10 protein-coding genes and 1 pseudogene are annotated in these 18,010 nt (G+C 60.9%); 9 read left to right on the top strand and 2 right to left on the bottom strand.

What is annotated here, in order from left to right:
• The first annotated feature begins 171 nt into the window (after positions 1–171).
• The 9 genes from I5L79_RS07790 to I5L79_RS07830 all read left to right on the top strand — a co-directional run bounded on the left by I5L79_RS07790 (position 172) and on the right by I5L79_RS07830 (position 16,428).
• Positions 172–3,303: a SusC/RagA family TonB-linked outer membrane protein gene (locus tag I5L79_RS07790; protein WP_196954455.1), complete on the top strand. Its 3,132-nt coding sequence runs from the start codon at positions 172–174 to the stop codon at positions 3,301–3,303.
• 19 nt (positions 3,304–3,322) lie between these two features.
• Complete coding sequence (locus I5L79_RS07795; RefSeq protein ID WP_196954456.1) at positions 3,323–4,801, top strand: RagB/SusD family nutrient uptake outer membrane protein; 1,479 nt, start codon at positions 3,323–3,325, stop codon at positions 4,799–4,801.
• Positions 4,802–4,813: 12 nt separating this feature from the next.
• Positions 4,814–5,692, top strand: coding sequence for a hypothetical protein (locus I5L79_RS07800; RefSeq protein ID WP_196954457.1), 879 nt, complete (start codon positions 4,814–4,816; stop codon positions 5,690–5,692).
• 96 nt (positions 5,693–5,788) lie between these two features.
• On the top strand, positions 5,789–6,751 hold the full coding sequence (locus I5L79_RS07805; protein ID WP_196954458.1) for a glycoside hydrolase family 26 protein: 963 nt from the start codon (positions 5,789–5,791) through the stop codon (positions 6,749–6,751).
• Positions 6,752–6,826: 75 nt separating this feature from the next.
• Positions 6,827–8,626, top strand: coding sequence for a cellulase family glycosylhydrolase (locus tag I5L79_RS07810; RefSeq protein WP_196954459.1), 1,800 nt, complete (start codon positions 6,827–6,829; stop codon positions 8,624–8,626).
• Positions 8,626–11,490: a glycoside hydrolase family 2 protein gene (locus I5L79_RS07815; RefSeq protein WP_196954460.1), complete on the top strand. Its 2,865-nt coding sequence runs from the start codon at positions 8,626–8,628 to the stop codon at positions 11,488–11,490. The genes I5L79_RS07810 and I5L79_RS07815 overlap by 1 nt, the downstream gene beginning before the upstream one ends.
• A gap of 49 nt (positions 11,491–11,539) precedes the next feature.
• On the top strand, positions 11,540–14,134 hold the full coding sequence (locus I5L79_RS07820; RefSeq protein ID WP_196954461.1) for a beta-mannosidase: 2,595 nt from the start codon (positions 11,540–11,542) through the stop codon (positions 14,132–14,134).
• A gap of 120 nt (positions 14,135–14,254) precedes the next feature.
• A complete protein-coding gene (locus I5L79_RS07825; protein WP_231402909.1) occupies positions 14,255–15,889 on the top strand; it encodes a carboxylesterase/lipase family protein in 1,635 nt (544 codons plus the stop codon).
• A gap of 32 nt (positions 15,890–15,921) precedes the next feature.
• The gene (locus tag I5L79_RS07830; protein ID WP_196954463.1) at positions 15,922–16,428 is read left to right on the top strand and encodes a cupin domain-containing protein; all 507 of its coding nucleotides are present in this window, start codon (positions 15,922–15,924) and stop codon (positions 16,426–16,428) included.
• A gap of 157 nt (positions 16,429–16,585) precedes the next feature.
• On the opposite strand, the gene I5L79_RS07835 is transcribed toward I5L79_RS07830, so the two are convergent.
• Together I5L79_RS07835 and I5L79_RS23235 are read right to left on the bottom strand one after the other, a co-directional pair.
• Positions 16,586–17,557 carry a cysteine desulfurase family protein gene (locus I5L79_RS07835; RefSeq protein WP_196954508.1) on the bottom strand — a complete coding sequence of 324 codons (972 nt, stop codon included), beginning with the start codon at positions 17,555–17,557 and terminating at the stop codon, positions 16,586–16,588.
• Positions 17,439–17,861, bottom strand: a pseudogene (locus I5L79_RS23235) (DUF4007 family protein). The gene I5L79_RS07835 and the pseudogene I5L79_RS23235 overlap by 119 nt, the downstream one beginning before the upstream one ends.
• Positions 17,862–18,010 lie beyond the last annotated feature (149 nt).

Below are 18,010 nucleotides of genomic sequence, written 5' to 3' on the forward strand. Positions count from 1 at the left end.
TACTTGGTTAACAGACTGATAAATTTGAGTATTATTTATAAGTAAAGAGTAGGTCATTCAATAAATAAAGTATCAGCTTTTATATCAGCTATTGCTATGCCCTATATAAGAATATTATTTTCCTGCCTAAAGTAAATCCCACTCATTTTAATAACACCTGATCCTACGCATATGCGACAACACTACCCCTTCCAACACCGCAGCCCGCAACCGCTGCTGCAATGGATTCCTTGGTTAGCCAGCACCGGGCTTGGGTGCCGCGCCTTTGCCAGCAAGCTGCTCTTGCTGCTGGTGCTGGCTTGCACCGCGACGATTGGTACGGCCTACGCCCAAACTGGCTCGGTAAGCGGCCGCGTGCTGGACGAGAAGCAGGTGGGGATACCAGGCGCCACAGTCCTCGTGGAGGGCACCTCGCTCGGTAGCTCTACCAATGCCGATGGTACCTACACGGTGCAGAATGTGCCCGCTGGGGGCCACAACCTGGTGATTTCCTTTGTGGGGTTCAACACCTTGAAAAAGGCCATAACGGTGGTAGCAGGTCAGAACTTGGCCATGGCCGATGTGGCTCTGCTGGAAAACGCCAATCTGCTGAATGAAGCCGTAGTAATTGGTTACGGCACTGTGGCCAAGAGCGACGTGACCGGCTCGGTAGCTTCCCTAAAAGGCAGCGACCTGAACAGGACACCGGCTTCCTCCGTGGACCAGTTGCTGCAGGGTAAGATTGCGGGTGTGCAGGTAGTGGTGCCATCCGGCGAGCCGGGCGCCGGCGCTACGGTGCGCATTCGCGGGGCCAGCTCCATCAACGGCTCCAACAGCCCGCTGCTGGTAGTAGATGGCTACCCCTGGGGCGAGGCTGGCAACCTCAAGCAAATCAATCCCGACGACATTGAAAGCATTGAGGTGCTGAAAGATGCCTCAGCGTCGGCTATTTACGGCTCCCGCGGTGCCAACGGCGTGATTCTGGTAACGACCAAGAAAGGCAAGGCCGGTAAGACCCGCATTACCCTCAGCACCCTAAACACCATTTCCACCCTGCCCAGCAAGCTGGATGTGTGGTCGGACCCGGTAGATGTGGCCGTTATCGACAATGAAGCGCGGCAGAATGCGGGCCTCACGCCCTTGTTCACCGGCCAGGATTACCTGGGTACTTACTACCCCTCGGTGGCCGAGCTGCGCGGCGAGGACCCCAACAAACCCAAGTGGCCTACCCGCACCTACTGGCCCGATGAAGTGTACCGCAACCCCTTTTCGCAGAGCTACACGCTCACAGGTAGCGGCGGCAACGAGCAAACCAAGTTCTCGGTTTCCGGCAACTACTACAAGGAAGAAGGCTTGGCCATCAAGAACTACTACGACCGATACAACGGCCGCCTGAACCTGGAGCAGAAGCTGCTCAACAACGTGACGACCGGCGTGAACCTGATTCTAACGCATACCCAGCGCACTGGCGGGGGATTGTCGGCCGACCGCTCCCCGGTATTCCCGATTTACAACGCCGACGGCACCTACTTTAAAATCGGTCCGCGGGATTTTGGCAACCCCATAGCCTACGCCAACGAGGTATTAAATAAAAGCAAGACCATTGACGTACTCGGTACACTGTTCCTGAGCTGGGATATTACTAATTGGCTAAATTTCCGCACGCAGGTTAGTGATAAATACGGCAACTCAGTAGGCGACGTGTACGAGCCTCGTGATATTACTGGTACGGGTTATTTATTTAATGGCTACGGTGTAATCGATAATTACAATGGCAATGAATTACTGAATGAAAATTATTTCACCTTTAATAAAAATCTTGGCACGGCGCATAATTTAAATATTGTAGCTGGTTACACCACGCAAAACTTCACGGTGCGCACTTCCCGGCTCGAAGGCCGCGGGTTTATCAACGATGCCCTGCGCAACGAAAACCTCAACACGGCGAAAACGCAGTACACCACGAACGGTCAGACCAAGTCCCTGCTGAACTCCTTTATCGGGCGGGTGAACTACTCCCTGCTCGACCGGTACCTCTTCACCTTCACTGGCCGGGCTGACGGCTCGTCCAAGTTCGGGGCCAACAACAAGTGGGCGTTCTTTCCCTCAGCGGCCCTGGGCTGGAAGCTGCACGAAGAAGGTTTCCTGCGCGACGTGTCCGCCGTAACGGAAGCCAAGCTGCGCCTGAGCTACGGCCTGACCGGCAATCAGGGCATCAGCCCCTACCAGACGCTGGACCGCCTGGGCTCGGGCCGCTATTTCACCGGCGGCGAGTTCCAGACCGGCTTTGGGCCCGGCACCTTCGGCTACGACGGCTACAACAAGATCTGGGAAGGTGTGCCCAACCCCGACCTGCGCTGGGAAACAACCTCCCAGCTGAACGCCGGCCTCGACCTGGGCTTGTTCAACCAGCGCCTCACGCTGAGCGCCGACTACTACTACAAGCGCACCAGCGACCTGCTGCGGCAAACCTACATCACCCCATCATCCGGCTACGACCGGCTGTGGATCAACGATGGAGAAATTGAAAACAAGGGGTTTGAACTGGGCGTGAACACCAACATCCTGGAAGGGCCGGTGCAGTGGAGCATAGGCGGCAACTTCACCCTCAACCGCAACAAGCTCCTGAGCATGGGCGAAGACAACTTCGTGTGGAACGGCAGCAGCATTGAGATGCTGCGCGCCCCGCTCAACGCCTTCATCGTGAACGAGCCCATCAACGTGTTCTACGGCTACAAAACCGACGGCATCATTCAGACCGTGGAGGAAGGCCAGGCCGCCGGCCTGACGGGCGACATGGCCAAGCCCGGCGAAATCAAGTACGTGGACTTGAACCGTGACGGCGTGGTGGACGACAAGGACCGCACCATCATCGGCAACCCGAATCCCAAGTTCCTGTACAGCCTCAATACCAGCGTGAGCAGCCACGGCGTCGACCTGTCGGCCCAGCTCTACGGCGTGTACGGCAACGACGTGTTCGACTTCCGCAAGTTCTCGCCTAGCCGCCAGCTCCAGCGCTGGACGCCCGACAACCCTACCAACGAGTACCCCAGCGTAAACGCCAACCGCGCCTACTACGGCTCCGACTGGTTTGTGACGAAAGGCTCGTTTCTGCGGGTGCAGAACGTGACGCTGGGCTACAACTTCAAGTCCAACTTCGTGAAGGGCATTGAGAGCCTGCGCATCTATTTCTCGGGCAACAACCTCTACAACTTCACCAAGTACCACACCGGCTTCGACCCGGAAGTGCCTGCCAACGGCCAGCAGTTTGGCTCCTACCCACGCCCCCGTGCCTTCTCGCTGGGTGTAAACCTTGGTATCTAAGTTTCGCAACTGCCTTCCCATGAAACTCCCCCAACAACTTTGCCTGGCCGGGGCGCTGGCTTTGCTCACGGCCTGCTCCCTGCAGGAAGAGCCCTACGGCTTCAACTCCACCAACAACTTCTACAAGACGGAGGCCGACGCCAACGCGGCGCTGATTTACGCCTACTCCATCCTGCCGGAAATTGAGTACTACTCCCGCAACTTCATCCTGGTCACGGAGCTGCCCACCGAGAACATCACGCTCAAGCCCGACGCCGGCGCCAGCAACTTCGAGTTCGACAAGCTGGCCGTGCGCGCCGACAACCCCGAGCTGACCACCGCCTGGCGCTACGCCTACATCGGGGCCAACCGAGCCAACGCCGTCATTGCCAACGTACCCGGCATTGCGGCCATGAGCGAGGCCAACCGCAACCAGATTGTGGGCGAGGCCTACTTCCTGCGGGCCCTGCACTACTTCAACCTGGTGCGTTTGTTTGGCGAAGTGCCCCTGAAAACGGAGCCCGTCACGTCCCTGGACCAGGCCAACTCGCCCAAAGCCAGCCTGCAGGCTATCTACGCGCTGATTGAGGCCGACCTGAAGAAAGCCAGTGAGCTGATGGACGCCACCCGCCGCGACGGGCGGGTCAACAAAGTAGCCGCCTGGGGCTTGCTGGCCAAGGTGTACCTCACCCAGGCTTCGGGCAAAACCACCAGCTCCCCCGGCTACGAGTTCGTGGGCAATGCCGATGCCCTGTATGCCCAGGCCAAAACCTACGCCGGCAACGTGCTCAGCGGCGGGGCCGGCTACGGCCTCGACCCGGACCTGAAAGCCATTTTCGACGTGGACAAGAAGAACGGCCCCGAGCACATCTTCGCCGTAGCTACCGACCGCTCCGGCCTTTCGGAGGGCAACTTCTCCAAGCTGCCGCTGATGTTCATTCCCTACATCGACGGGGCCGTGTTCAAGCTCAGTGACAGCACCAGCGTCCGCTCGGGCTACAACCACTTCGTGACGGAGCCGGCCATCTACAACAGCTTCGCCGACACCGACAAGCGCAAAACCGAGCTGATTCCTTCAAAAGTCTATATCGGCAAAAAGGAAACCACGCTTAGCATTACCGGCTACAGCCGCCCGTTCACCCGCAAGTACCTCGACCCCAAGCAAGTGGGCGAACAAACCAGCGCCAACACGCCGGTGCTGCGCTACTCCGATGTGGTGCTGCTCTTCGCCGAAGCCAGTGGCCCCACGGCCGAAGGCTACGCCGCCATCAACCAAATCCGCCAGCGGGCGGGCCTGCCTAACCTGACTGAGGGCCTGAGCACGGCTGCCTTCCGCGACGCCGTGGTGCAGGAGCGGGCCTGGGAGCTGGCCTTTGAGGGCAACCGCCTGTTCGACCTGCGCCGCACCCACAAGATGGAGCAGGTGCTGGTGCAGCAGTACGGCAAGACTATACAGCCCGGCAATTCCTACTTCTACCCGATTCCGACCCGGGAAACCGACCTGAATACCAACCTCTAACCTCCTCCCACCATGCATATATCCGTGAATTACCGGCTCTGGGCCGGCCTGCTGCCAGGCTTGCTCCTGCTCCACAGCTGCACCCAGGACCCCTTTGAAGGCGTGGAAAGCAATGAGCGCGCCATCACCAACTTCACCCTAGACAAAGGCCAGATTGGGGTGGCCGAAATTACCCGCACCCCCACCGAAGGCACCGTGACGGTGTACGTGGTGAAGGGCACCGACTTGTCCAGCGTGGTGCCGCGCATCGAAACCTCTTACAAAGCCAAGGTAGACCCGGCCTCCGGGGTGGCGACCAACTTTGCGGCCAGCAACGGCACCCGCACCTACTCCGTGACCTCCGAAACCGGCCAGACCCGGGAGTGGAAAGTGCAGATCAAGGAGTATGAGTCGGACATGGACGGGACGTGGAAGGTTACCAACCTGCAGTTCCAGTACTTCATTGGCGAAGGGGAAAGCTGGGGCTGGAGCGGCACCAAGAAAGTGGCCGACAACATTGCCGACGCCAGCAAGGAAAACGACAACACCATCGAGTTCAAGGTAACCGGCGTGCAGCCCGACGGCAAGCTGGAAGGCACCTACGACCATAAGCCCGGCCCCGACAACGCCTACGCCGACTTCAACTTCAAGGGCACTGACTACAACTACAAGTTCCGGCGCCTGCCCAAGGGCCAGGGCACCTGGGTGCGGGACTTCTCGGATAACACCATCACCTTCAACCCCGGGCAGGCCGGCCAGACCAAAACGGCCACGCTGGAATTCAGCTTCGACAAGTCCGTGATGAAAATGCCCTTCAACGTGCAGCCCTACGACATTGACTGGAACGGCGAAGGCAACAAGATGGAGCTGGGCGGGGCCAAAACCACTTGGTACACGCTCCAGAAAATCTAGTTTCTTGTTGGGCGTGGCCGGGGGCTGCGCCCGACGTTTTTTCGACTTTCCCGCCGGGTTATGCGGTTCTCCGGCCTTTTCTCCTGATTTCTGTTCATGCCTTCTGTTGTTCGCACCACGCTTCTTTTTCTGCACTTGACCCTACTGGCCAGCTGCGCGGCCCAGGCCCCGCGGGTACTACCCTACCTGCAGCAGATTTCCGGCAAGCAGACGCTGGCGGGCCAGCACAACAAGGAGCCTACTGCTGAGCCTACCAAGTGGACCGACTACGTGCACCGCGTGACGGGCAAGTACCCCGCGCTGTGGAGCGGCGACTTCCTGTTTGCCCAGAGCGACATCGACCACCGCTGGGACATGATCAGGGAAGCTGAGCGCCAGTACCAGCAGGGCGCCGTGGTGAACCTGATGTGGCACGCCTGCCCGCCCACCACCGGGGAGCCCTGCGGCTGGGACCCCGGCCTGCTCAACCAGCTGCTTACCGATGCCCAGTGGACGGAGCTCATTACCGACGGCACGCCCCTGAACAAGGCCTGGAAGCTGCGCATGGACGACGTGGCCCGCTACCTGCAGTACCTCAAGGACAAGAAGGTGGAAGTGCTGTTCCGGCCCCTGCACGAAATGAACCAGGGCAAGTTCTGGTGGGGCGGCCGCCCCGGCCCCAACGGCACGGCCCGCCTCTACCAAATCACCCACGACTACCTGCGCAACACCAAGGGCCTGACCAACCTGATCTGGGTCTGGGATATGCAGGACATGAGCCGCGACTTCGCCGCCTACAACCCCGGCCCACAGTACTGGGACGTGTTTGCCTTCGACGTGTACGACCAGGGCTTTGACAAATCGTGGTACGATTACATCCTGCCCATCGTGGGCGACAAGCCCATGGCCATTGGGGAGTGTGCCAAGCTGCCCACCTCCGAAGTGCTGGCCCAGCAGCCGCGCTGGACGTTCTTTATGGCCTGGGCCGAGCTGGTGCAGGAAAACAACTCCCCGGAAGTTATTCAGCGCCTTTACAGCGACCCGCGCGTGCTCACCCGCGACGAGCTGCCGAAGCGGTAAGCCTTTGGGTTTAGGGATACTTGCTGCTGGCCGATTCACCAAGCAGTAGCAGCCAGCAACTTCTTCCATCAGACCATGAAAAACTGCTGTTTATTGCTACTGACGCTGCTCGCGCTGCTGTCGGCCCGGCCGGGCTATGCCCAGGGCGTACTCCAAAGCCCGCGGCTGCTTACGGCCCCCGTGCGCCAGTACGAAAAGGCGGAGTGGGACATCACGGTGGCCGAGCAGTTTCGCAACGCCTACAACCAGCGCGAGGTGACGCTGGATCTGGTGCTGACCTCGCCCACCGGCCGGCCCGTGGTGCTGCCCTGCTACTTTGAGCGCAACGAGAGCGCGGGCTCCACCTGGAAAGCGCGGTTTGCGCCCCAGGAAACCGGGCCCTACGCCGGGGTTTTTCGCCTGACGCGCAAGGCCGGCACCGTGGAATTGGCCGTTAGCCCCTTTTCGGTAGGGGCGGGCCGCAAGCCGGGCTTTCTGCACCCTAATAACCTGTACACATTCCGCTTCGACGACGGGACGCTGTTTCGGGGCGTGGGCGAGAACGTTGCCTGGGAGGCCCGCTCGTTTGAAGACCAGAAGTTCACCTACGACTACCTGCTGCCCACGCTGGCCCAAAACGGCGCCAACTTTTTCCGCACCTGGATGTGCTACTGGAACCTGCCGCTGGAGTGGCCGAAAGTCAGCTCTACCAAGCGCTACACCAACAGCTCAGCCTATTTTCATCCCGGCGCCATCAAGCGCATGGATGAGCTGGTGAGTTTGACCGACTCGCTGAACTTGTACTTCATGCTCACCCTCGACTGGCACGGCCACCTGATGGAACAGGGCGGCTGGAAAAACAGCGCATACAACCAGTCAAACGGCGGCCCGGCCCGCACGCCCACCGGGTTTTTTACGCTGCCCGCCGCACGGGAGAAGTACAAGAACAAGCTGCGTTACGTGGTGGCCCGCTGGGGCTACAGCACTAACATTGCCGCCTGGGAATTCTTCAACGAAGTTGATAACGCCGCCTTCACCCAGCAGGACAGCGTGCTGATTCCGCACGAAGCCATTACGCTCTGGCATGGGGAAATGAGCCGCTACCTCAAGGATATCGACCCCTACCAGCACTTGGTTACCACCAGCATCTCGCACCGCGACATTCTGGGCTTGAACGCAGTGGCTTACTTCGACTTCCACCAGAAGCACATCTACAAGCACACGGAAAAAATTCCGTCCATCTACCCTAACTACATACAGACCTACGGCAAGCCGTACGTAGTGGGTGAGTTCGGCTACCGCTGGGAAGATGCTAATCCCAGCTATAAGGACGGCTTCAACTACGACTACCGGCGCGGCCTCTGGTACGGCCTGTTCAGCCCGACGCCTATTCTGCCCATGACGTGGTGGTGGGAGCTGTTCGACGACCAGAAGATGACGCCTTATTTCCGGGGCGTGCGCGCCATCAGTGACCGGATGCTGGCGGCTGGCCAGGGCGAGTTCGAGCCATTCACCGTGTCAGCGGGGGGCTTGCAGAGCTTCGGGATACGCTGCGGCAGCCAGTATTTCGTGTATGTGCTGAACGCCAGCCCAGCCCCGGTTACGGCGTCGCCCACCCTGGCCGAGCTGGCCGGCCGGCAGCTCACGGTCCAATTCTTCGAGCCTACCAGCCTGCAGTACCAGGCCGTAAGCGGGTTGCGGCAGCAGGGGGGCACGCTCACGTTGCCTGCTCTCACGCTGGCGCCGCAGCAGGAGCGCGTGCTCATCATCACGGCCAAGCCCAGCGGCAAAACTCAACGTCAAACAGCCCGACGCACCTCTTCGCCCATGCCACCATCTGCCGCCTCCGGCCAGTCGGGGCCCAGTGCTTCCAGCGGCTCAGCCGCCGTACGCTGATGGCAACAACTTCTTCCAGGTGCTGCAACGCCTGGTGGCGAAGCGTCGGGCTGCTGGCGTGCTGGGGGCTGCTGGTGCCCGCGTACGCCCAGCAATCCAAGCTCAACCACGGCCTGACCGCTCCCCAGGACCCAGCCACGCTGCCCCGCTCCCGCGCAGCCGCGACTATGCCCGTGCGCAAAGCCAAAGTGCCCGCGCGGACCGTGCTGACGCCAGTAGCGGAAGGCGAGTTTCAACTCAATCAGGGCTGGGAATTGGCTTCTGCCAACGACGTAGCTGCCCCGGGGGCAAAGATTAGTCGGCCGGGTCTGAGCACGGGCAGCTGGTACAACGCCATGGTGCCTGGCACTGTGCTGACCACGCTGGTGGAGCAGGGCGTGTACCCCGATCCGTTTTTTGGCCTCAACAACTTGGCTATTCCCGACACGCTCAGCCGCCAGGCGTGGTGGTACCGTCTGCGCTTCCGGGTGCCTGAAGGTCAGCGCGGCCGTAGCGCCTGGCTGGTATTCGACGGCATCAACTACGCCGCCGACATCTGGCTGAACGGCCACCGGTTGGGTTTCATGAAGGGCGCTTTTCGGCGCGGCCGCTTCGACGCAACCAAGCTGCTGCGCGCCAACGGGGAAAACGTGCTGGCGGTGCGCGTGCTGCCCCCGCCGCACCCCGGTCGCCCGCACGAGGAATCAGCCCGGAGCGGCCAGGGGCCCAACGGCGGCATGCTGGCCACTGATGGACCTACGTTCATTGCCTCTGAGGGCTGGGACTGGATGCCCGGCATCCGGGACCGGAACACTGGCCTCTGGCAGCCCGTGCGCCTGCGCTTCTCCGGTCCCGTTACGCTGCTCGATCCGCAGGTAATTACCGACCTGCCTTTGCCCGACACCACCCGCGCCGAGCTGACCGTGCGCGCCACCCTGTACAACGCCACCCGCCGCCCGCAGCGTGTCACCGTATCGGGCCAGCTGGAAGGCAGCTCGTTCAGTCGGCAGGTGACAGTACCCGCCGGGGCAAGCCAGGAAGTGACGTTCCGCGCCGCCGACTTTGAGGCCCTGCGCCTGACGCGGCCTCGGCTGTGGTGGCCCAACGGCTACGGCCGCCCCGCCCTGTACACTTTGCCGCTTACTGTGGTAGAAGCCAACGGCACCACGTCCGATGCACAATCAGTGCGCTTTGGGGTACGGGAGCTAACCTACGAAATGACCGTAGATATGCCCACCAAAACCGGACAGCGGGTGGAGTTCAACCCGTTGCGGGCTCCGGCCGGGCAGCTGCTGTTTGACAATGTAAACCGCCGTCAGGTAGAGCCCGGAGTATACGTGGCCCGTTTGCGCCCCGGGGCTGACCAAACTGTTTTGTTGCCGGTACCTCAGCCGGCCGCCGCGCCCTACCTGGTGCTGAAGGTAAACGGGCAGCGCATCTTCTGCCGGGGTGGCAACTGGGGCATGGATGACGCGCTGAAGCGTGTGTCGCGCGCCCGGCTGGAGCCTTACTTTCAGCTGCATCAGCAAGCCGGGCTGAACATGATCCGCAACTGGACCGGGGAAAGTACCGAGGAGGATTTCTACGCCCTGGCCGACGAGTACGGGCAGCTTATCTGGAACGACTTTTGGCTTTCCACCGAAGGCTACAACCTGGAGCCCACGGATAACGCCCTGTTCCTGGCCAACGCCCGCGACGTGGTGCGCCGCTTCCGCAACCATCCCAGCATTGCCCTCTGGTGCCCCCGCAACGAAGGCTACGCCCCCGTCGCCCTGGAAGACAGCTTGGCCCAGCTCATTGCCACCGACGACGGTACCCGCTACTACCAGCCCAACTCCCGCAACCTCAACCTGCGCCCCAGCGGCCCCTGGCACTACTTCCACGACCCAGCCGACTACTTCCGCCAGAACGGCCAGGGATTCACCACCGAAATCGGCACGTTTTCCGTGCCCGGGGCAGCAGCCATCCGGCAGTTTCTGGCTCCCCAGGATCAGTGGCCCATCACTGACGCCTGGTACTACCATGACCTGCACGTCGAGCACGAGCAAGAAGTCTATCTGGCAGACGTGGCTCGGCGCTACGGCCCTCCGGTCAGTCTCGACGATTTCACCCGGAAAGTGCAACTGCTCAACTACGACAGCCACCGCGCTATTTTCGAGGCCTGGAACAGCCGCCTGTGGCATAACACCAGCGGCGTGTTACTATGGATGAGCCACCCGGCCTGGCCCAGCATGATCTGGCAGCTGTATTCCAGCGACTATTCCACCCACGGCGCCTACTACGGGGCGCAGAAAGCCTGCGAGCCGGTGCACATCCAGCAAAACCTCGACGATGGGCAGGTCGTCATCGTCAATACCACCCTGAAGCCACTGCAGCACGCCCTGGTGCAGTACGCCCGCTACGATGCGCAGGGCCGTCAGCTGAGCACCGAAACCCGCGCAGTAGCGCTTGTCCCGGCCAACCAGCTGACGGCGGTACTCACGCCTGCACCGCTTGCCTCCTTGCCGCCGGTGTATTTGACTCGCCTGCGGCTGCTAAATGCGCAGGGACAGGTAGTGTCGGAAAACGAGTACTGGCAGCACGCGGCCGGCGCCGACTTTCAAGTATTTAACACCCTACCCGCCGCGCAGCTGCAAACCCGTATGCTGCCCGCTACGTCCGATACGCACACACTAACCTGCGAAATCAGCAACCCCGGCACTGTACCCGCCGTGGCCGTGACGCTGAGCCTGCAAAATACTCAGGGCCAACCCGTGCTGCCCGTCACTTACTCGGCCGGCTACTTTACCTTGCTGCCGGGGGAGCGGAAAATCGTGACCCTGCAAGTCAAAGACTCGCCGCCTTTGCTTGGTCTGCAGCTACGCGCCGAAGCCTACAACCACTGATATGCTTTCTTCCCTGTTTCACCTTCCTTACCAACTGAGCCGCTTACTTATGGTACCCCTGCTTGGGCTGGCCATAGCCGCGCTGGCCGGCCCGCCCAAGCCTGCTGCCCCGGCGGCAAAAAACACCCAGACGCTGACCTCGGGCTGGCGCTTTCGGCAGGTAGGCAAAGAGACCTGGACCCCGGCCACCGTGCCCGGCTGCGTGCACACTGATCTGCTGGCAGCCGGGCAGATTCCGGACCCGCTCTACCGCGACAACGAGCTGCAGCTGCAGTGGATTGGCAAAGTCGACTGGGAGTACGAAACCACGTTTACCATCACCCCCGAAACCCTGCAGCAAGCCAACGTGGAGCTGGTTTTTCAGGGCCTGGATACGTACGCCGACGTCACGCTCAACGAAGTAGCTGTTCTGCACTCCGACAACATGTTCCGGGAGTGGCGGGCCAGCGTGAAGCCGCAGCTGCGCGTAGGCCCAAACCGCTTGCACGTCCGGTTCCGCTCCCCCCTCAAGGAAGTAGCCGGCCTGCCGGCTAAGGCGGGCTTTTCGCTGTATGCCGGCAACGACGAGCAGTCTATGACGGTGGTGGGGGAAAAAGGCCCGCCGCTGAGCCCTTACACCCGCAAAGCCCCCTACCAATACGGCTGGGACTGGGGCCCGCGCCTGGTCACGTCAGGCATCTGGCAGCCCGTGAAGCTCGAAGCCTGGACGGAGGCCCGCCTCACGAATCTGCACTTGGTGCAGCGCACCCTCACGCCCGAGCGGGCGGAGCTGACCACGGAAGTGGAATACGAGGCGGGGGCGGCCACCACCGCCACGCTGCAGCTTGAAACCCGAGGCCCCGACGGCCAGCTCGCTCATCCTACTATAAATCAACCTGTTTCACTGACACCTGGCCGCCACGTGCTGATGGTGCCGCTGCAGCTGGAAAAGCCGCAACGGTGGTTTCCGGCCGGCTACGGTGCTCAGCCCTTGTATACCGTCACGGCGCAGTTGGTGCTCAACGGCCAGGCGTTGGACAAGTCCACCCGGCGCATTGGCTTGCGCACCCTGGAAGTGCGCCGGCAGGCCGATCAGTACGGCAAGTCGTTTGAGTTCGTGGTCAATGGCCTTCCCATCTTCGCCAAGGGGGCCAACTGGATTCCGGCTGATATTTTCCCGAATCGCGTGACGCCCGGCAAGTACCGCCAGCTGCTGCAGGCTGCCAAAGCCGCCAACATGAACATGGTGCGCGTCTGGGGCGGGGGCATCTATGAAAACGACGTTTTCTATGACCTCTGCGATGAGCTAGGCTTGCTGGTGTGGCAGGATTTCATGTTTGCCTGCACCTTTTATCCCGGCGACAACGCCTTTTTCAGCAATGTGCGCCAAGAAGCCACCTACCAGGTGCGCCGCCTACGCCACCACCCGAGCCTGGCCATCTGGGTGGGCAACAACGAAAACGAGGTAGCCTGGCAGGACTGGAATATGCCGGCCATCATTGGGGCCGCGCATCAGAAGCAGGTCTGGGGCGACTACCTGCGCCTGTTCAACGACCTTCTGCCTTCCGTGCTGCGCGAGCAAGACCCCAGCCGCCTCTACTGGCCCTCCAGCCCCTCGGCTAATTACGAAGACCTGGCCAGCCGCCAGCGCAACGGCGACATGCACTACTGGGCCGTGTGGGCCGGCACCGACCCGCTCTCGGCCTACGAGCAGCAGGTGCCGCGCTTCATGAGCGAGTACGGCTTCCAGTCGTTTCCGGAGCTGAAATCGGTACAGCAGTATGCCCTGCCCACTGACTTCGACATTGCCTCGCCCGTGATGCGCCAGCACCAGCGCAGCCAGGCCGGCAACCCGCGCCTGCTCGAATACCTGCGCCGCGACTTCCGGGAACCCAAGGATTTTCCCGCGTTTCTCTACGTGAGCCAGGTGCTGCAGGCCCACGCCATCAAGCTGGCCGCCGAGCACCTGCGCCGCAACCGGCCCCGCGTCATGGGCTCTTTGTACTGGCAGCTCAACGACTGCTGGGGAGGCGCCTCCTGGTCATCCATCGACTACTACGGACGCTGGAAAGCTTTGCAGTACTACGCCCGCCGCTTCTACGCGCCGGTGCTAGTCAGCCCCCACGAAGAAGGCGACACGGTGCGCATCTACGTGGTGTCCGACCGCACGGCCCCCGTGCCGGCCCGGCTGCAGGTGCGCCTGCTGGATTTCAACGGCAAGGTGCTGTACAAGCAAGCCCAGGCCCTGCAAATCGATCCATTGACCAGCAGATCGTACCTCGATATCCCCCGCGCCAAGCTCCTGCAGGGCCACGACCCTAAGCAAGTGGTGCTGAGCTGTGAAGTGCAGGAGGCGGATGGTACAATGCTCACTGCCAATACCCATTATTTCGCCCCGCCCAAGGATATTAACCTGCCGGCGGCCCGTGTTGCCACCACTTGGAAGCAACTCAACGACAGCACGTTTCAGCTTACCCTAAAAAGCAAGCAGCTGGTCCGAGACGTGAACCTGAGCCTAGCGCAGGGCGACGGATTTTTTGAGGACAACTACTTCGACCTGCTGCCCGGCCAGGCCCGTAGGGTAATCCTGCGTCCCGCCGCAGGCACCACCGCGGCCGAGCTGCGGCAGCGCCTGCGCGTGCAGTCGTTGGTAGATGCATTTTAGCCTTCGGCCGCAACGCCTTCTCTTTGCCTTATGCACACGTTTTTTTTTGACAACGAAGGCTGTATATCAAACCCTTGTCACATACTAGCCAAGCTTTTGTGCTCATCTAAGGGATGGGGTTTGAGTAGCTTGTTGCTACTTGGCAGCCTGTGGCCTGCAAGGGCCAACGCCCAGACATCCACGACGGCCAACTTGCGCCAGCACCGGGTGCTGGTAGCTTCCGGCCTGCTCGAAGGCGAAGCCGGGACGGCGGGCATCCACGTTTTTAAGGGCGTACCGTTTGCCGCACCGCCCGTGGGTGAGTTGCGCTGGCGGGCACCGCAGCCCGCCGCCACCTGGACCGGGGTGCGGCCGGCCCGTGCGTTTGGTCCCAAGCCCATGCAGCTGCCCGTGTACGGCGACATGAACTCCCGCGCCGCCAACATGGCCGAAGACTGCCTTTACCTGAACGTGTGGACGCCGGCGCGCACTAGTAGGGAACGGCTGCCGGTACTGGTGTACTTCTACGGGGGCGGGTACGTGGCCGGCGACGGCTCCGAGCCCCGCTACGACGGGGAAAGCATGGCCCGCCGCGGCATAGTCACAGTCACGGTCAACTACCGCCTCGGCGTGTTCGGCTTCCTTGCCCACCCGGAACTAACGCAGGAATCAGGTACGCAGGGCTCCGGCAACTATGGGCTGCTCGACCAGCAGGCCGCCCTGCGCTGGGTGCAGCAGAACATTGCCGCGTTTGGCGGCGACCCTGCCCGCGTGACCATCGGCGGGGAGTCAGCGGGGTCCGTATCGGTTAGCGCCCAAATGGCGGCACCAGGCTCAAAGGGGCTGTTTGTGCGCGCCATTGGCGAAAGCGGCTCCATGCTTAGCCAGGCCCGCAGCCCGGAGCCGCTGCCTGATGCCGAGCGCAAGGGAGTAGCCTTTGGCAGCAGCTTGGGCGCCGCGTCGTTGGCCGCGCTGCGAGCCTTGCCTGCTCCCGAGCTGCTACAAGTGGCAGGCCAAGCTGGAGCCCCGCGCTTTGGGCCGGTGCTCGACGGTAGTTTTCTTCCCCAAAGTCCAGCTGCCGTTTTCACCGCGGGCAAGCAAGCCCTGGTGCCGCTGCTGGTGGGCTGGAACTCCCAGGAAGTCACCTACCATTCCCTGCTGGGTACCGATCCGCCTACGGTAGCCAACCTCCAGCGGGCCGTGCAGCACCTGTATGGCCCGCAGGCCGCCGAAATACTCCGTCTATACCCCGCCGCCACCGATGCCGAAGCCGAGCAGGCAGCTACCGACCTGGCCTGTGACCGATTTACTGTGTACAGCACCTGGAAGTGGGCCGACCTGCACGCGCAGACCAGTGGTCAGCCGGTGTACCGCTACATCTTCGCCCGGCCCCGGCCGGCACTGGTAGCTGAGCTCGGCGACGTGAGGCCGGGCCTGGCGGGTGGGCTGCTAAAAAATACGGAAGCCCCAACGCCTGCCCCTTCACCCGTCCGCGGGGCCGTGCACGCGGCCGAAATTGAGTACGCCCTGGGCAACCTGGCGACCAACAAGGCATTTGCCTGGGAAAAGGCCGATTACCAAGTGGCGGAACAATTTCAGGCCTACCTGGCCAACTTTATCAAAACCGGCAACCCTGGTGGGCGTCGCCTGCCGGCTTGGCCTGCTGCTAATGACTCCAGACACGGTGGGCAAGTACTACACTTGGACGTGACAACCCGCGCCGAACCTGAGCCCCACCGGGAGCGGTACCTCTTTCTTGATCAGGTAAATCGATAAGTAAATGACCTCCAATTAACCATTCCAACTACATGCAAGACACGCTACCTTCCCGAGAACAGCTTTTTGCCCAGGTTGAGCAGCAGCTACGTCAGCAAGGGTTCATGATTGAGCGCCAGGACTGGGCGCGCCCCTGGGGCGGCTTTTTTGTCATTGACGAAAGGCAGGCTCAGCAGTTCGCCGACAGGTATTTCGATGGCCTAGCCGTGGACTCGCTGCGCCTTGCGGGCAAGCTAAGTCCTAAAATCCTCGTGGTAGCCCCGCAGCAGCGCCTGTCGTGGCAGTACCACCACCGCCGGGCCGAAATCTGGCGCGTGGTCCAGGGACCGGTGGGGGTGGTCACTAGTCCTACGGATGAGGAAGACTCACTGGGCATCTACCCCGTTGGAGAGCAGATTATTCTTGGCCAGGGCGAGCGGCACCGCCTAGTGGGCCTCGATGGGTGGGGAATAGTGGCCGAAATCTGGCAGCACACCCATGCACAATACCCTTCCGACGAAGATGATATCGTACGCGTACAGGACGACTTCGGGCGTTAAGAGCATGTTTTGGGATTTTGCACAAGCGGCAATTCCGTCATACTGAGCCTGTCGAAGCAGCTCTATCGTGTCGTATGAGGCTTTTTCAACGAAGCGGTAAAGCTGCTTCGACAGGCTCAGCATAACAATTCCCAAACACGCACTAAGACAAGAAAACTTACGCTAACAATTGGCTTAATCTCGAAGCTTGCAACGTGAGTAATGATGATGCTAGGATTACCTCCTGTAGCGTGTTGAATCGGCCTAGTCCAACTCTTACAGTGGCGCGGGCATCCTTACGAGAAAGGCCAACGGCGATCAGGATAGGGGATGGCTCGACAGTGCCAGCATCGCAAGCAGAACCAGTACTGAGGGCCAAAGTGGGCAGGCGCGCGAGCAGGGCGTCAGCTTCGATGTCAGGGATGGTTAGGCTTGTATTATTAGGGAGCCGGTTTTGGGGATTGCCATTGCGGTAAGCACCTGGGATGGCTGAGAGAACAGCTGCTTCGAACTCGTCGCGCAGTGTAGCTAGACTAGAGCTTTCTTCGGGCAATAATTGGGAGGAGAGGGCACAGGCAGCACCAAGGCCGACAATGCCGGGGACGTTGAGGGTGCCAGCGCGCCAGCCGCGTTCCTGGCCGCCACCATAGCCGAGTGGTTCCAGTTGGGTGCGGCGGGGGTGGCGCACGATGAGGGCTCCTACGCCTTGGGGTCCGTAGAGCTTGTGGCCGCTGAGGGAGAGCATATCGACGCCCCAAGCTAGCATGTCAACCGGGATTTTGCCAACGGCTTGAGCGGCATCGGTGTGCATGAGGGCTCCGGCGGCGTGAGCAAGTTGGGCTAGCGCGACTATGGGCTGGATGGTACCAACCTCCCCATTAGCAGTGTGGATGGAAACCAAAAGCGTATTAGCATTTATAGCTTCTGCCGCTGCCGTCATACTTACTGTTCCTTGTGCATTAACGGGAAGAACAATTACTTCAAAGCCTTCACGCACGAGCTGCTTGGCTGGGTTGGCAATGGCCTTGTGCTCAATAGCCGAAATGATGATACGACGGCGCGGGTTGGTTGCAGAGGTTCCAATGCAGTAGCCACAAGGTGGCAGGGTCTTCGAGGTAGGGGTCGGCGCCGTTGTCGGTAAGAACAGAATGACCTAGCTCTGTGGGCAGGATATAGCTGCCTCTCTCGGTTGGGGCTGCTAACCGCGTGGCTAGCAGTCAATGGCGGATAGCAGACACCATATTTTTGCCTACCCCCAGCTCAACCAATGCGCCCTCCGCAGAGAAAATCGCAGGGTCTTGCAGCAACGCATCTACCCCTTTTTTGAGCCAAGCTGACCGCATGGCAAAGGTTTGATGCCCAGCGAAGCTGGGCGGGCTGGGCAGCAATGTTTGAGTAGCAGGAACTGCTTCAAACATCTCAGTAATGGTGGTGAGTGGGGGCTGGACAGACATGTCGTAAACTAGCTAACCACACTAAGAAATAAGGTGGGTAATCCAAGTTTAAAGGTCGGCAAGGAAAGTGGCATTTGCTACGATTTGGTTACAAATGGCTACAACTACGACTAGCCGGTAATAAGTCGGGCGGCCCACTGTTCGTGAGC

It is taken from the genome of Hymenobacter guriensis (assembly GCF_015773195.1).
GTDB lineage: Bacteria > Bacteroidota > Bacteroidia > Cytophagales > Hymenobacteraceae > Hymenobacter > Hymenobacter guriensis.

Bases quoted from the DNA above. Each gene is read 5' to 3' on its own strand.
- I5L79_RS07830 (WP_196954463.1), top strand. From the start codon at position 15,922: ATGCAAGACACGCTACCTTCCCGAGAACAGCTTTTTGCCCAGGTTGAG.
- I5L79_RS07805 (WP_196954458.1), top strand. From the start codon at position 5,789: ATGCCTTCTGTTGTTCGCACCACGCTTCTTTTTCTGCACTTGACCCTA.
- I5L79_RS07800 (WP_196954457.1), top strand. From the start codon at position 4,814: ATGCATATATCCGTGAATTACCGGCTCTGGGCCGGCCTGCTGCCAGGC.
- I5L79_RS07810 (WP_196954459.1), top strand. From the start codon at position 6,827: ATGAAAAACTGCTGTTTATTGCTACTGACGCTGCTCGCGCTGCTGTCG.
- I5L79_RS07790 (WP_196954455.1), top strand. From the start codon at position 172: ATGCGACAACACTACCCCTTCCAACACCGCAGCCCGCAACCGCTGCTG.
- I5L79_RS07795 (WP_196954456.1), top strand. From the start codon at position 3,323: ATGAAACTCCCCCAACAACTTTGCCTGGCCGGGGCGCTGGCTTTGCTC.
- I5L79_RS07815 (WP_196954460.1), top strand. From the start codon at position 8,626: ATGGCAACAACTTCTTCCAGGTGCTGCAACGCCTGGTGGCGAAGCGTC.
- I5L79_RS07820 (WP_196954461.1), top strand. From the start codon at position 11,540: ATGGTACCCCTGCTTGGGCTGGCCATAGCCGCGCTGGCCGGCCCGCCC.